This window comes from Nocardia albiluteola (assembly GCF_018860155.1).
Taxonomy (GTDB): domain Bacteria; phylum Actinomycetota; class Actinomycetes; order Mycobacteriales; family Mycobacteriaceae; genus Nocardia; species Nocardia albiluteola.
In genome coordinates, this window is the sequence record NZ_JAHKNI010000024.1 from 77,753 (window position 1) to 93,340 (window position 15,588).

The window sequence follows — 15,588 nt, forward strand, 5'->3', positions numbered from 1 at the left end:
GGTCGCGTTCCAGCTGCGATGCGCCGGTTGCACATTCTTGTCGGGCTTGGGATGGAAGCCCTTGTAGCCGCGGACGGTGCGCACGATCGGAATCTTGCGCAACACCGGGTGTTTCGGGTCGAACGGGCCCTTCGGCGCCCAGCGGGTGTGCGCCAGCACCCATTCGCCGACGCCCGGATGATCGCGGAACCATCGCAGCACCCTCGGGTGGGTCTTCGTGGCCGAATAGATCTGCACCCACCGTTTGCCGATGGTATAGAACGCGCCGTCGTAGGGCAGGGAATGATGGGCTTCTTCATCCCAGCCCGGCGGCGGCGCCAGCTCGCCCATGCCCTGGTGCGCCCACTCCTCGGCGCGGCCCTGCTCGGTCATGCTGAGGATCTCGCCGTAGCTCATCTCCGGCCAGTGCCCGGTGAGCCACCACATGAGGAACGGTTCGACCTCGTTCTGGAACGGCTCGGCGGCCCCGGTGCCGCTGAATCCGTCCGGCATCTTCTCCTCGTACTGACGGGCGCGCTTACCGGAGTTGTCGTCGCCGCCGAACGGCGCCCAGCCCTTCGGCGACAGCCGATAGTCGCCGACCTGCGGCTGCCACGGCTTCTTGCCGGCGGCGATGTCCTGGAGGTCCTTCTTCGTGAACTGCGGCTGGTACGCGGTGTAACCGCGCGCCTCGCCCTCGCGGACGTTGTGCCAGTTGCCCTCGGCGTCGCGCCAGCGCACCAGCGTCTCACCGGGCTGCGCTCCCCGCGTGAACCGGGCGATCTCCGCGGCATACCGGCCGTCGTTCGCACCGGTCAGCCAGCCGCCGACGGTCTTGCCGACCGACCGCGCCGGGCCGTCGGTCAGCTTGCTGTCGTCGGGTTGCCTCGGGCGGGCCGGGCTGCGGAGCGGCAGGGCCGTCATCTCGCGGGCCAGGTCGCCGAGCCGGACCACGCCGCTCACCCGCAGCGGGCCGTCGGCGCCGGCCCGCGGGCCGATGACCTCGCGCCGCACCTGCGGCGAATCGAGCTGCCGCACAACGACATTGCCGTTCTCGTCGCCCGTCACCGACACGTAGTCGACCACCACGCCGGGCCGCGCCAGCAGGCGGGCCAGTTCGTGCCTGCCGGCCAGCACCGCCGCCAACGCCCGATCGTGTTCGGCCGCGGCCGGCCGGCCGTGCTCGGGGCGGCCCGCGACGACGATGATGCGCGGTTGGCGGCCCCCGTCGCCGTTGGCGTCCGGCACGCGGCCGCCGTCCACCCAGACGTTGTCGCTCATCCGGCGCAGCGGTGACGGTTCGTCCGGCCCGGCGCCCGTCGCCGCCCGCCACCGCGCCTGTGCGGCATCACGGTGCGCGCCGGCCACGGCCACACGCCGATCGTTGATGCGGTCGATCTCGTGATCGGCGCGGGCCACCGCCTCGGTGGCGTCGGCGAGCTCGCGCAACTGCTCGGGCGCGTGCCGGGCGGGATCCGCGGGGAGGCGCTCGCGCAGCTCGAACATCCTCCGGCGCAACGGTTTCGACCGCTCAACGGCGGCCTGGCGCTGATCGGCGAGGCGGCCCAGCTTCTTGTGCGCCTCATCCGACTGCGATGCGTCGTACCTGGCGCCGCGCTTCTCCAGCTCGTGAATGCGATGGTCGATCTGCTGGATCCGGTCGCCGAGGGCGTAGTACTCCTCCGCGGCCTCGGACATCTTGTCGATCGAATCCTGCCGCTGGGCGAGCTCCTCCTCGCCGAGGCTCTCCTGTTCCGACACCGCCGGCGCGTCCAGGCCGGCGGCGAGCTCCCGATAGCCCTCCAGACCGCCGGTCAACTGCCGGACGGTCTCCGACCAGGCGTCCCGCTCCAGCACCTTGCCGGCACGGTTCTCCAGCTTGGCTCGCCAGTACTCCTGATCCATTGCCAGGCGCTGCTTTTCACGCGCCAGTCGATCGAGTTCGGCCTGGGCCGATTCGGGCGCCTTCCCCTTCGGCCGGGCCGCGGGCGCCTGGGATGCCGGATCCGGCTGGGCCGCAGCGGCTTCGGCCGCCACGGCGGCAGCGGCCTCCTGATCCTCGGCGGCCGTCGGGGCGCGCAGCTCGGTGAGCAACACGCGACCCTTGTCGTCGACGCGCACCCGCTGGTACACGAAGCGGCCATCGGCGCCGAGAAGCGCCGAGCGAGTTTCGGCGCCGAGGATGCGGTCCGGATCGGCGCCGGGCGCGACCAGCACCAGCCGGCGCGGTTCTTCCCCGGATTCGGGCACCAGACGCGCGAGTTCCGGCTCCGGGTGTGCCGGATCGATCGGGCGGCCGTGCAGGCCCCGCGGCCGGCCGCCCTGTCCGGCGAGCACATCACGCGCCGCCAGCACCGCCGCATCCGCCGCCAAGCGGTCGCGGGCCGCCACGAACCTGTGGTCGTAGGCCGCCAGCAACTCGAGCACGGTCCTGCCGATCCGGTTGACGCGCTGCGCCTCCTCTTCGATCGCGCGCCGGCGCGCGTAGAAACCGTCGCGCTCGTCGACGGGAAGTTCGGCCCGGTTCCACAGTTCGTTGGCCCGGGCGGTGTGCTGGTCCATCAACGCCCGGACCGCCCGCGCCAGCGCCCGCGGCTCCGGATGGGGGTCCTCGGCGCCGATCTTGCGCGCGGTTTCGACGATCTTGTCGTAGATCTTGTCGCCCGCGGAGTCGAGCTGCTTGATCCGGTATGCCAACTCGCTCAGCTGTTTACGCACGGCACGGTCGGACGGGCGGTATTCGCGCTCGCCGCCGGTCGGTACCCAGTCGCCGGGACGGCGAGCGGGCGGCGGCGCGGGCGGCTGGACGGGTGCGTCGTCGGGGTGGTGCTCGCCGACCCAGATCCGGCCGTGGTCATCGAGCTGGACCCGGTAGTAGACCGAGTCGTAACCCTCGAGTGCCAGCGCGCGCCGCCGTTCCTCGGGCAGGTAGATGTCGGGGTTGTCCGTTTCGCCGACGGCGACCGCACGGCCGCGCTCTCCCGCGTCGCCCTTCACGGTGCGCATATGCGCTATGCCCAAACGGATTCGGCGGTATCCCATACCGATCGGCCGCGGGCCCTTGTCGTCCAGACCGGTGCGGCAGTTCAGCACCTCGTGCTCGGCCTCGGCCTGGGCGTCCGACCGCCGGATCGACTCGTTCATCGCCGCGACCCGGAACTCGTCCAGCTGCTTGCGCAACGTCTGCCGCTGCCTTGCCGCGCGTTCAGCATCCTTCGCTTGCCGGTCCAGTACCGCATCGGAGATCTTCTCGCGAGTGCGGCCCGCAGAGTCGACGCCGTGCTGCCTGGCCAATTCGCGCAGCCGGCCCCGCGAGGTGCGCGGATCGTTCAGCTCGGTCCGCAGCGCGGCCCGCTGCGCGGTCTCGTCGCGGGCCTGCTGCTCGATCCGATCGCGCAGTGCCTGCTCCAGCTCGCGCTCGCCGGGCAGGTCGACACCGAGTCGTTCGGCGCGGCGGCGCAATTCGACCATCGGAGCGCCCTGCTCCGCGTCTCGGGCCAGTGCGCGCAGCCCCGGTGCGGCGGCCGCCGCGGCGGCCCGCTCCGCCTCGGCATCGGCAATCCGCCGGCGCAGCGCGGCCTCCGTCGCATCACCCGGATCCAGACCGAGATTCGTTGCGCGACTATGCAATTGGTCGAGGTCCTGCTGTTGCGGCTCGGGTTGCTGCCGGTCGTCGCGATGCTGTTGCTCCGCATGGTCGGCGCGCAGATTCAGCCGATCCCGGATCACCTGACGCAGCACCTGATCGGGATTCAGGCCGGCGTCGCGGACTCGCGCCTGTACGCCGCCCCAGGCCCGCACGCGCGTCTCGGTGGCCCGGGCCAGCTCGCGCATCGCCCTGCGCAGCCGCCGCGTCTGTGGCCGATGCTCCTGCTGGTTGCCGTTCCGGCGCCAGGGACGGCGCTTCGGTGCTCCGCCGCCCGAGTTGTTGTGGTCCGGGTCCGGCGGAGCCTGCTCACGCTCAGCCTGCTCCGGGGCGCGCTCGGCCTCGACCGCCTGCCGATACTCGCGGAAGTCGCTCGCCGCATTCCTGACCCACTCGCGCGCCTCGTTCACCCGCGCCAGCAACCGATCCCACTCGGACTCGGACTCACCACCGGTAACCTGCGAATCCAGCTGCCGCATCTGCTCGTTCAGCCGATCCGCCCGCGCCACCGCCGCCGAGGTGATCCGTCCGCGCAACTGCTCGGCACTCAGACCTTCCGGATCGATACCCAACTGCCGCGCGGAAGCACGCATCCGGTTCAGAATCCGCTCCGACAGCGGGAGCGCCGATACCTCTTCGGACCCCCGGCCGACCAGGCTCCACATGACGTTCTCGTGTTCGGCCGCCATCCGGGCTCGCCATTCGGCCCGCTCGAGGCGCTGCTGCAGCTCCCAGGCGCTCTGGTCGACGTCCTGCTCACTCTCGGCGCCCTCGGCGACCGGCTGCTCACCGGCCGACTGCCCGGCGTCGCGCCCGCCGGCGTACTCCCACATCCGGTCGGCGTGCTCGGCCGCCATGCGGGCTTCCCATTCGGCCTGTTCGGCCCGCATACGCGCGCTCCACGCCGCGCCGCTCTCCGGGCCCTCACCATCGCGCTCGACGAGACGATTCGCCTCGGCCCGCAGCGATTGCGCGCGACGGGCGGCGGCGCGGGCGTCCCAGTCGGCGTTGGCGGCCCGCGAGCGCGCCAGCACCCGCGACCCCGGATCGCCCGCATCCGCGGAATGGCCACTGCCGGATCCGCGCGGCGGCAGCTCCGGCAATTCGAGCTCTTCCGCGGGCGCCGGGGCGACACAGCGCACCGTGCGGACGCCGGTGAGGGTGCCCTGGATCAGGACCTGGCTGAGGTCGCCCTCCTCGTACAGCGGCTTGAATCGCCAGGTGGCTCCCTCCGGCGGCGCGCCGGTCCGCCACTCCACGATCACGCCGTCATCCTGGGCGAATACCTCGGCCGTGCGCCGGCTGCGCGACCACGACGTCGAATCGCTGGTCTGCGAAAGACTCCGGACGTGCGCCTCACCCGTCACGTCCGCGGTGCCACGGGGAACCACCCGTCCGGACAGCGCCGCCTCATAAGCCGGATTGACAGCGCCGTCCGGCAACAGGCGCGGGATACCGCGGTACAGCGGGGTGGCGTTCTCGCCGGTCGGGAGGGCGCCCTCGCACAGCACCGTGCCGTCGGGGGCCGCGCTGGGGTCGGCCGGCGACGAATCCGAATCCGGCGCGGGAAGGTCCGAGGACGCGCCGGGACGGCTGAATCGTACTGTGGCACCGACATATTCGCCGTGGCGGCCTTCCAAGGCGCGATAACCCGGACCGGTGGCGGCGGCCTCCTCCGGATCGCCGAAGGTGACCTCGGTGAAGCCGAAGCGCTCCGCCAGCCGGCCGGTGAAGGTGACCTTCGCCGCTTCCTCCGGGGTGAGCAGCAGCTCCTGAATGGCGGCGTTGAAGGTGTCCAGGTTGTCCGAGAGGTACCCGGCGGCCGACCACTCCCCCTGAATCACTCGCACCCGATCGCCGAGCGCGGCCATCAGGTCCGAGAACATCTCGTAGCCGGTCGGGGTGCCGGGGCCGACACGCACCTTCACATGCAGTACGCCGTGCTCGTCGACGGAGCCCCGGATACCGAAATCCGCGCTGCCGCGGTAGAAGTTGCGGTAGGTGGCCGAGCCCTCCGGGTGCACCTCCTCGCCGGGCGTCCGGTTCCCGGCGGAACGGGGCGGTGTCCCCTCGGCGGTGGGCGCCCCGGCGGCGCGCGGGTTGTTGGCGCGTTTCCACGCCTCGTGCAACAGTTCGCCGTAGGTGCGCCCGTCGCCGTTGGGGTCGTGCATCTCGACCAGCGGGCGCAGTGCGTCCACGCCGGCTTGGTTGGCGATGCGGTCCAATTCGCTCGAGGGAGGCGACGGATCGTCCCGTTGCGCCCGTTCCCGGGCCGCGCCGTAGGCATCGACGTAGGCGCGCTCCATCGGTGTCTCCGGGAAATCCGGCCGGTTCAGCTGTGCCATCGCCGCGATTTCCATGGCGTGCGCGTCGGTTTCCTCGCCGAGCATCCGGTCCACGTACGGTTGCTCGGGACCGAGCAGTTCCCCGGGAGCGTGCGGGTCTCCGCGCTCGCCGGTATGACGCGAATCACCACCGAGCGGAACGACATTCGCGGCCGGATCGTCGTGCTGGTGCCCCAGCCGGACATGCACGGCGGCGTGCACCAGCGCGCCCAGTTGCCGGGTGTCGGTGCCGCCGGCATCGAGGATGACCCGGTTGTGCGCGGGCACGTATCGAGAGCCGCCGGACGAGTCGTGGCCGATCCGCACGCCGTGCTCGTCCAGCACGCCCAGCGCCCAGCGGCCCATCTCGCTGTCGGCCAGTTGCTCGCGCAGTTGCGCCACCTTCTCGGCCGACGCCGCGGCGGCCAGCTCTCGCGGCGGAACCGGCTGCACGGGATCGTCCTGCGCCACGTACGGCCGGTCGGTGATGTGCACGCGGACCTGGCCGTTGCGCAGGGTCTCGACGTTCAGGTACTGCGTCTCGGCGTCGGGATGTGCCAGCGCGGCGGCCACCTCCGGCGGGGCCGCGCGGAGCACCCGCTGATGGTCGCCCGCGGCGGCCGCGATCAGCACCGTAGGCCGGTCGCCGGGCACCACGACGACACGGTCGCCGTACTGCACCGCGCCGTCCCGCCCCCGAATCTCGGCGGCGAGCACATCGCGGGACGCGTCGCGGGACACCTGCCCGACCTGCGCGTCGTAGGCGGCCCTGGCGTTGTGCGCCCGGTCGGCCGCGTCCTGCAGGGAGCGCAGCTCGTGCTGCCACCGCAGCAACTGCGCGCGGTCCGCGGCCGGCAGGTCATCTCGGGACAGTGCTCCCGCGGTATAGCGCAGCCGGTCCGACAGCAGGTAGTCCAGCATCTCCCGGCTCATGGTCGGGTCCATGCCCAGCCGATCGGCGAGCCTGTCGAACGCGGCGGTCCGCTCGCGGACACGCACATCGGCGATGTGCCGGTCGATCGATCCGATCCGCAGCCGGTCGACGAGGGCGGGGTCGGCCGGAACGTGGCGGAAGTCGCCGTGCCGCGAGGGCCGGTCGGCGCGCACTCTGCGCCAGTAGTCGGAGTAGAACCCCTCGTAATGCTGGCTGCCGTGGTCGGCCCCGAAGGTGGCGATCACCCCGCACAACTGCTCGACCGCGACCTCGTGCGCCTGGTCCTGCCGCTGCGCCGGCGTGGCGGGGTCGTCGGAGGTGTAGGCCGCGAGTGCGCGGTCGTAGGCATTGCGATAGACGTGTTCCAGTTCGTGCTCCGGAACGTCGAAGCGCGCGGCCCGCAGTTCCTGCGCCAGCCGGAAGCGGCGGCCGGTCGCCTCGGCCTCCTCGGCGACCATCTCCCGCACGAAATCGGGTTCGAGCAGGTCACGCACCCGTTCCAACGCCGAGGTGCCGGCGGCGAAGCGTTCGGCGTGCACGCTCTCGTGCGCGAGGCTCAGCACGTGCCCGATCAGATTCGAGTCGCCGGTGTACACCGTGGCGATCAGGTCGGCACGACCGAATCCGGCGCTGCGGCCATCCGCGCTCGGCCCGTGGTCGAAATTGCCGTGGAAGAGGCCACGGTCCCAGGCGGCCAGTATCGTCTCGGCGGTCGGGGATCCGAGATCGCGCAGTATCGACCGCAACCGCCCCTCGTGATCGTCGAGGGCCTGGCCGATCGGCACCTCCAAGGTCGAATACGACTGTGTCGAATACGATCTCGCACCGTAGCGGCGGCCGATCCGCACCAGCGGATGCCGCGGCCGGCCCTTGCCGTCGAAAAGGATCGCGTGGGTGCCGCGCACGTTCGCCGGCGTGGACCCCAGATACTCGTGCACCTCACCGGTGGACGGATCCCGCTTGATGATCGTGCCGTGCTCGTTGACGTACAGATAGGCATGCGCGCCGGCCCCGTAATCGTCGACGACCAGGGCCACGTGCCCGTGGCGCCGCCTGCCCCCGATCGCATCGACGATGGCGCCGTGGCCGGAGTACGGGCGCAGCTGGCCGAATGCGGCGCGCTCGAGCTCCTGCGCGGTCACCCCCTCGAGGCCGACCTCGCGGTCGAACATCCGGATGAACTTGCTGCCGGTCAGCTCGACGATGAGCTTCAGCGCGAGCGGGGCACACCTGCCGCGGTTCGCATCCTGTTGCGGCGCTTCGCTCGTCGCGGCCGGGCCGGACCCGCGGCGCACGGAGTGCGGGACGGAACCGTCGGAGGTCGGCGCATGCGTCGCGCGCGGCGCCCGCGCCCCGGTCTGCGGTGGCGTGGCCGAGCGGTCGTGCGCCGGGCCGAGGTCCGGTTCGGCGCTCCGCCGGGGCTGCACCGAATCGGCGGAAACCACCACGACGCCCGGATCCGAAGTCGCCGTGGCCTTTCCGGCGATCGGGTGATCCCGCACAGGATCGCCGGACTGTTGCGGCGAATGATCCTGCGCCGCGCCCGGATCCGTCGTCGCCCGTGCCATCGCGGGGGTCCCGGAATCACGCACCGGCATGTCGGATTGTTGTGGCGAACGATCCGGCGCCACAGTCGAATCCACCGGCCCGGGCACGGTTCCCGGCGTCGGCATAGCTCCGGCGGCTTCGTGGCCGACGAGCTCACCGAACGCCGGCAGAGCGCCCGGATCCGTTGTCGCCCATACCATCGCGGGGGCCTCCTCACGCACCGGGGAGGGCGATTGGTCCTGCGCCACAGTCGAATCCGCGGGCTCGGAACTCTGGTCACCGAGGCCGTGGGTAGCGGCCGGCGGGACCGATTCGGCGACCGGAGCATTCGGTTGCGATTCCGCGATTCCAGGATCCGCGACCCGCGCCTCCGGCGAGTGGACGGTCGACGAATCCGGCTGCGACCCCGCAACTTCGGGATCGGCGGTGCGCTCTCCGCCGCCTTGTGTCTTCGCGCCGTCGGCGGGCACGGCGCCGGGTGTGGTGGCGTCCTGCCCGGCGGTTCCACCGGCGGACGGCGTCTCCTGGGTCCTGGGCGGGGGTACGGGCGGTTGTTCGCGGGTATCGGCGCCCGGTGTGTCGCGGGTGGCGGTGGGCGCCCGGCTGGCGCCCGGCGGGGCCCGGCTCAGGACCAGCCGATCCGCCGCGGCCTTCTGCAGGGGCTCGACCAGGTCGCGGAGTTGCTGTTCGCCGGCCAACCGGGTGTCCTGAGCCACGGTCTCCGTGCCGGGCGCCGGCGTGACGACGTCGGCCGACTCGTCGTGGGAGCCGGCGGCCTGCGAGAAGCGGATCACGACGTGCTGTACGGCCGGGTTGTCGCTCAGGGCGTAGAGGTCGTCCTCGGGCGAGGTGTAGTACTGCACGCTGCCGCGCTGCCCCGCCCGGGCAGCCCGGTTCTCGGCCTGGATGTCGATATCGTGCGAGACGGCGGAGTGGCCGGTGACGATGACGTGCAGGCCGCCCTTCGCGTTGACGTCGGCCCCGATCTTGATGTCGACGCCGCGAGCGCCCTGCATGTTGATAACCAGGACCTTGCCCTCCTTGCCCGCCTCGTCGAAGATCGCCTGCAATCGTTCCTCGGCGTGGACGCCGTTCTTGGCGAACCAGCGGGCATCCACCGCCACGTGTTCGACGCCGGCCTCCGTGAGCCTGGACGAGATCTTCCCGACGATGTCGTTGCGGTGCGCCAGCACCAGCTGCGGGCGACCCGACTGTTGATTCAGCGCGATGTCCTGGGGGATCTTGTCCAGCTTCTCGGCCTCGGTATCCGATACATCGTCGGCGCCGTGCAGCAGCTTGGAATCCTCGTTTCGCGGAATCTCCGTGACGCCGATTCCGTAGTCCTGCTGCAGCTTCCCGGCCACCTGCTCGGACTTCGCCGTGCCCGACGCACCGGTCTTGCCCTCGTAATGCTCGTTGATCAGCTCCTTCGCGGACTTCTCGTTCGTGCTACCCGGGTCGTCGCGGATCTGCAGCCCGTGCTTGGCCTCGATGGCCTGCGCGAGGCCACCGTTCCAGCGGCTTTCCGTCGAGGTCTCCGGATCGAACATCACCTTGTGTGTGGTCTGATCAATGATCAGCACCCGGCCGTCCTCGACGATGTAATGGACGTCTTCCTGGTATTCGTATCTGGCCGCGGCGGCCATGTTCAGCCGGTTCAGCTCGTCGTTGGTCAGCTCCCGGCCCAGTGACTCCTCGACCTTGGCCCGGCCCTCGTCGGTCAGCACGGCGGGCCCGCCCTGCTGGCCGGGCTTGCGGCCGAGATCGGCCTCCGTGAGGACGCTGTGGCCCTTGGCATCCTTGGCCAGGCTCTTGTCGAGCAGTTCGCCCGCCCCCGTCACCTCGGCCTCCACCTCGGCCGACGCCGGCTCACCCGCCCCCTCCGACAGGATGTAGGTGGTGTTGGCATATACGAGCGCCTCATCAATCTCATCGATGGCGACGTGCTTGCCGGGCGGAATGTTGCCGCGCAGGTGACCGAACCCGACATCCTCCATGGTGCCGATGTAGATCGTGGGCCTGCCCTCGGCGGGCGTCGCGTACTCGTGGTCGGGGTTCATCCGCACCACATCGAAACCCAAGTCGTGCAGTGTCTTCAGATACGCGGTGACCTCGCGATTGGCCAGCGTGTCCCGGGTGGTGAGCACTTGGACCTTGCCGTGCTCGACCGCGTCGATGGTGGCGCTGGCGAGGAACACCATCGACTTGCCCTCGCCCGCGTCCATGTTGATCGCACCGTCCCGCATGGCGAGGGCGCCCATGACCTGCACCTCACGCATGATCTTGCCCTCATCGGACTGGCGGATCGCCTCGATCACGGCGGCGAACTTGTCGGCCTCCGAGCCCGATTCCAGCATCCGGCGCAGCGTCTCCGGCGCGGCATCCTTCAACTGCAGATGCTCGGGGACATCCTCCGCGGTCCGGGCGTGGTAATAGTCCCGTGCCGCCTTGGCCGCGGCCCGGTACGCCTCCGTCAGCGCCTTGCCGCGGACGCCGCCGGCATGGGCGTCGCGCGCCGCGGCCACCAGATTGTCGGTGGCGTCCCGCAGGGTCTCCACGTGATCGGCCACCGCGGCGTGATATTCGGCCTCGGCCGCGGCCAGCTCGCTGCGCTGGCTAGCCGCCGGATCCTCGGTCCCGGCATGGTCGGGGTGCGTTTCTATAAGGACGGCACCCTGACCCAGCGCCTCCTGCGCCCGCCGCAGCCGCTCCTGCGTCTCGTCGACGCGCCGTTGCGACTCGTCGATCCGGTCGCGCTGCCGCTGTTGTTCGTGGGCGGCGCGGTCCCGGGCCTCGGCGATCTCGGTCTCGTCACGCGATGCTTGATCGGTGCGTCCGCCGGTGGGCTCGGTATCAGCGCGCTCCTTGGCGGGCATCTGCGGTTCGAGTCCCGCCTCCCGGTTGCCCGGCTCCGGCCGCCGGTCGCGATCACCTGCAGGAGTGCGGTTTTCGTCGAGCACGGCACGGGCACTGTCCTTCTCCGGTGAGGCGGCCTGAGCACCGCGTTGCTCCTGCCGCCCGGCCGTCACCTCCTCGGATTTGCCGGTGGGCGAGCCGGTCCCGCGCTCGCCGGCGCCCGCCGCGCGCAACCTCGACTCGGCGCTGTCGCCCGATGCGGTGGCGCCGCGACGCTCGACGCCGCCGCGGTCGTCGGCGATGCCCGCGCGGGGAGCGCCCTCCGGTCCGCGGCCACTGGTCCGGCTCCGGGGGTCGGCGGTGCCGCGCACGGTGGACGAGTCGCGCCCGTCGGTGCGGGAGTCCGAGCCTGGAGCCCGGCCATCGGCCGGTGGGTCGATGCGGCCGTCGCCGTTGCCCGCGGCGTCGGTGCGACCCGACGCGTCGATACCCCCGCCGATTTCGGTGTGGCTGCCGGTATCGACGCCGCCCGTGGCATCGGCGAACTCGTTGCCCGAATCACCAACCTGCGCATCGGATGTCGCACCGGTTCGATCGGTGGACGGGGTCGTGCCGGACGTAGCGTCGGAATGCGGCGTCGTGCCGGACATGGTGTCCGAGCGCGGCGTCGCGCCGGATGGGGCGTCCGAGCGCGGACTCGCGCCCGGTGTGCCGTCCGAGCGGGCCGAGCCGGCGCCCCCGCCGGTAGACTGCGCGGATGTCGTTGTGTTGCTGCCTGATTCGACGCCGGATGGAGCCGCGCCGATGGTGGTTGTAGTCGGCACGACGGTGTCGGATGCCGATTCGTTTGTCGCCGAGGTAGTTTCGGAACTTGTGCCGGAACGACCGCCGGACCCGGTATCTCCGCCGGAGTCGGTGGACACACCGCCGGTCGACGAGGTCGACGTCGAACTTCGCGGCAACCCGCCCGCGCTATCCGTAGAGTGCGCCGTCGTGGTTCCGCCGCCCGTGCTCGAATCCTGGCTGCCCGCAACGACATGGCCGTTCGACGAGGCCGAGACATCCGGGGTCCCCGCACCGGTCCGGGGCGGGGCGCCGTTCGACGTGGTGTCATTCGGTGCGTGGCCGTTGACCCCCGACCCCTCGGCCCCAGATCCATCGGTGCCGTGGCTGTTGACCAGGTCGTGCGGTGCATGACTGCCGTCGCCGCCCGGAGCGGCCCCGATGTTGGACAACACACTCGCCAGACTCGAGGACTTCCTGAAATTGAAGTGCTCGCTCGCCCAGTGATTCATCTCGTGATTGCCGGAGGACAGGACACCGGTCGCCGCGGCGCCGGTCAGCATGCGCCAGTCGAAGTGGGTGTTCTCGACGGCCTTGTCCCAGCCCTGGGTGGCCACCTGCGCGGCGAAGTTGGTGCCGAATGCCCCGAGCGCGTTGATCTCCCCCGAGGCCACGCCTATTCCGGCGCGGGCGGCCCTGGCGGCCCACCGGCTGGCCACCGCCTGAGCATCCTTATTGGTGACGTCTCTTATCTCGTTCTTGAAGACATCCTTGAAGAGGGTGGAGCCGAGCCCCTCCGCGACGCCTCCGCCGAGCGCGCCGCCGACCGCCGAACTCAGCGCCGTGATGCCGACCTGGCCCCAGTCGACGTTGTGCCGGGTTCCCTCCATGACCTGCAACTCCTGGATGCCGACATCCTGGAGAGTGGCCATCAGCGTGCTGATCACGATGTGTCGCAGAATGAACTTCGCGAGGGCGTTCTCGGCGAGCCTCGCCGCCCACTTCTCCATCATCTCGAGGCCCTCGCGGCCGATGATGCGCGCCGCGATGCGGGCGGCGCCGACGATGAGCGCCTCCTCGATCGGCGCGGTAAACGGTTCCAGCCACACCATCGCCAGGTCCGCGGCCGTCATCACCAGCGTGGAGTAGAACATCATCTTCTGGTACTGGATGTTCGTACCGCCGCCGTAGACGGAGTCGCCGACCTGCGAGAAGTTGTCGGCCAGATCCGACAGCGACCCCTGACCGTCCCGCATGGTCTTGAAGTCGTCGATCATCTGCTGGACGCCGTCGCCGATATAGGCATCGACGCTCGCCGCCTGCGCGGCATCGATATCGGACAGAATGTCGCGCAGCGAACCGGCCGCGGTGTGCCAGTCGCCGGCGAGCGCGAACATCTGGTCCTCGTCGCCCTGCGGCCACTGCATCTGGATCAGGTCGCCGACCCACTGCAGGCCGCTGGGGAATTCGAGCGTCATCCGCCCTGCCCTCGGTTCACCAACTGGAGTCGGTCACGCGGCCGCTGGGCTCGGCGCTGCGGTCGATGTCCTCGACGTCGGTGAACCGCAACCCGCCCCCCTCCGGCGGCGGTTCGCGGTCCGGCGAATTCGGTCGCGCCAGCGAGGGCTTCGGCGGCTCGCCGAGCCCCGCGCGCAGATCGGGCATCCCCTCGATCAGGTCGGCGAGGCTCGGCATCCGGGCCCGATGCGAACGAAGCGGCGCCATCAGCTCCTGGTTCTTACGGGTCAGATCCTCCGCGGCCCGCTGAGCGGCGTCGGTCACCGCGCGCGCGAGCGCCGACAAGGTCATATCCTCGGCGCCGGGTCCGAACTTCGTCTCGACGACGACCAAGGCGGCGTTCACCGTGACCGACACCCGGCCCTTGAGGACCGTCGCGGTACCGAGCAGTTGGGCTCGATCCCGCTGCACCTGCGCGATCATCTGCAACTGGGTCTGCACCCCGTCGACTACCGCGGCTAGGTCCGCCTTGGCCCGCTCGTTCGTCATGGTCGGCCGATCCAGCCCGGCCTCAGAACTGACCGGCGCTCTGCTGATCAGCCGTCTCCCACTGGTCGGCGGACTTGTACTGCGCCTGGGAGAAGCTGTCCATGGTGTCGGCGATCTGACCGGCGCCCGTGATCAGGTTCTCGCTGGAGCCCTTGTAGCCCTGCTTGTCGTCGCCGTAAAACTGCTGTCCGAGCGAGTCGTTGCCCCACACCGGGCCGCGGGCCACCATCGACGCCTGCAGTGTGGTCAGCACGTCGTAGATGCGATCGTGCACGCGTTCGGTCTTATCGGCCGCGGTGCGCAGCTTGTTCACCTCGACCATCATCTTGTCGGCCATCGCTCGTCCCTCCGTCGGCGCAGAAACCCCTGAGAGCACCATGACAGCCGCCAGCGAACTCGCCGTGGCGCACAAGTGAACCGGCGGTAGCGTGTGGTCGAACCCGTGTGCGAGCAGGCGAAACGATCACAGGCCCAACAGATTCCGCTACGCCGAGAATTCCACCTTTGGGCCGTATCAATCCGCCTGCGGTCGCAGTAATCTCGTGGGTGTTCTTGTCCGCGGGCCGTCGGGCTCGGCTGGATCGCCACGACGAATGAAATGATGGGGAGCCATCATGTCCGACACCGTGAAGGTGGACACCGCCGCGCTGCGCGAGGCGGCCCACCGAGTCGGCGATCTGGCCGACAAGGTCACATCCGTATACGACACGCTGATATGTGCCGTGACCGGCGACGAGGGTGCAAGCCACTGGGGCAGTGACGATCCCGGTACTCAGTTCGCCAACGGACAGAACGGCACGGGCGGTTACGTCAAGACCGCTGCGAATCTCGAAGGCGCACTCTCCAAATCCGGCGCCACGCTGAGCGAGTACGCGGATAACATCACGCAGGCGGCCGACCTCATCGACAAGATGGAAGCCCAGAACGCCGGTTGACCCACCCATACTGACGGCAGGCCGATATGGTCTCGAATGACGGTGTGCCGGAAGGAATGCCATGGCCAATGAGGCATTGAAAGCTCAGGTCGCCGAGCTGATGAAATCGGTTCAGGATTACGCCGCCGCCACCGCGCGGGCGCGGGAGCGCCGAGAGCAGCTGATGGTGACGGCCGAGGCCGCCGACGGCCGGGTCTCGGTGACAGTCAACGCCGACGGCGTGGTGATCGACGTCCAATTCGCGGACGATGTCGACGATCTGGACTACGGCGAGATCGCGGCAGCAGTGCGAGTGGCGGCGCAGGACGCGGCCGCCGCGGCGGTCCGCGAATCGGCCGAGATCACGGACGTCACCAGCCTGGCCCGCGACCTCCCCGGATTCTCCGAGATCCTGCCCGGTCTACCGGATTTCGATCAGATCCGCACCATGTTCCCGTCGGCCCCGAGGGCGCCGACCGATCTGCCCGGCTCGCCGTCGCGGACGGCTGCGCAGGCGGATCGAGAGCGGGGCAACCGATCCGAGGTCAACGACTCGCAGTGGTGAACCGGACGCGCACCGGTTCCGTAACCGCGGTG

The 15,588-nt window shown here is 70.3% G+C and carries 5 protein-coding genes (1 of these 5 running past the window's edge); 2 read left to right on the top strand and 3 right to left on the bottom strand.

Annotated elements, in window-relative coordinates:
- The 3 genes in view from KO481_RS40150 to KO481_RS40160 are tightly spaced (at most 22 nt apart) and all read right to left on the bottom strand, a layout consistent with a single transcriptional unit that may run on beyond the window.
- Positions 1-13,548, bottom strand: the 5' end (the start) of a protein-coding gene (locus tag KO481_RS40150) for a WXG100-like domain-containing protein (protein WP_215923802.1). Its footprint begins 15,120 nt before the window's first position; only the first 13,548 of its 28,668 coding nucleotides appear in the window; it begins with the start codon at positions 13,546-13,548; its stop codon lies beyond the left edge, outside the window.
- Positions 13,549-13,564: 16 nt separating this feature from the next.
- A complete protein-coding gene (locus tag KO481_RS40155; protein WP_215923803.1) occupies positions 13,565-14,077 on the bottom strand; it encodes a YbaB/EbfC family nucleoid-associated protein in 513 nt (170 codons plus the stop codon).
- A gap of 22 nt (positions 14,078-14,099) precedes the next feature.
- Positions 14,100-14,414, bottom strand: coding sequence for a WXG100 family type VII secretion target (locus KO481_RS40160; protein ID WP_215923804.1), 315 nt, complete (start codon positions 14,412-14,414; stop codon positions 14,100-14,102).
- 277 nt (positions 14,415-14,691) lie between these two features.
- Here KO481_RS40160 and KO481_RS40165 point away from each other — a divergent pair, with 277 nt between their 5' ends.
- A complete protein-coding gene (locus tag KO481_RS40165) occupies positions 14,692-15,012 on the top strand; it encodes a hypothetical protein (RefSeq protein WP_215923805.1) in 321 nt (106 codons plus the stop codon).
- Between the two features lie 61 nt (positions 15,013-15,073).
- Complete coding sequence (locus KO481_RS40170; RefSeq protein ID WP_215923806.1) at positions 15,074-15,556, top strand: YbaB/EbfC family nucleoid-associated protein; 483 nt, start codon at positions 15,074-15,076, stop codon at positions 15,554-15,556.
- Positions 15,557-15,588 lie beyond the last annotated feature (32 nt).

Excerpts from the sequence above, each read along its gene's own strand:
- KO481_RS40155 (WP_215923803.1), bottom strand. The coding sequence starts at position 14,077 with ATGACGAACGAGCGGGCCAAGGCGGACCTAGCCGCGGTAGTCGACGGG.
- KO481_RS40160 (WP_215923804.1), bottom strand. The coding sequence starts at position 14,414 with ATGGCCGACAAGATGATGGTCGAGGTGAACAAGCTGCGCACCGCGGCC.
- KO481_RS40165 (WP_215923805.1), top strand. The coding sequence starts at position 14,692 with ATGTCCGACACCGTGAAGGTGGACACCGCCGCGCTGCGCGAGGCGGCC.
- KO481_RS40170 (WP_215923806.1), top strand. The coding sequence starts at position 15,074 with ATGGCCAATGAGGCATTGAAAGCTCAGGTCGCCGAGCTGATGAAATCG.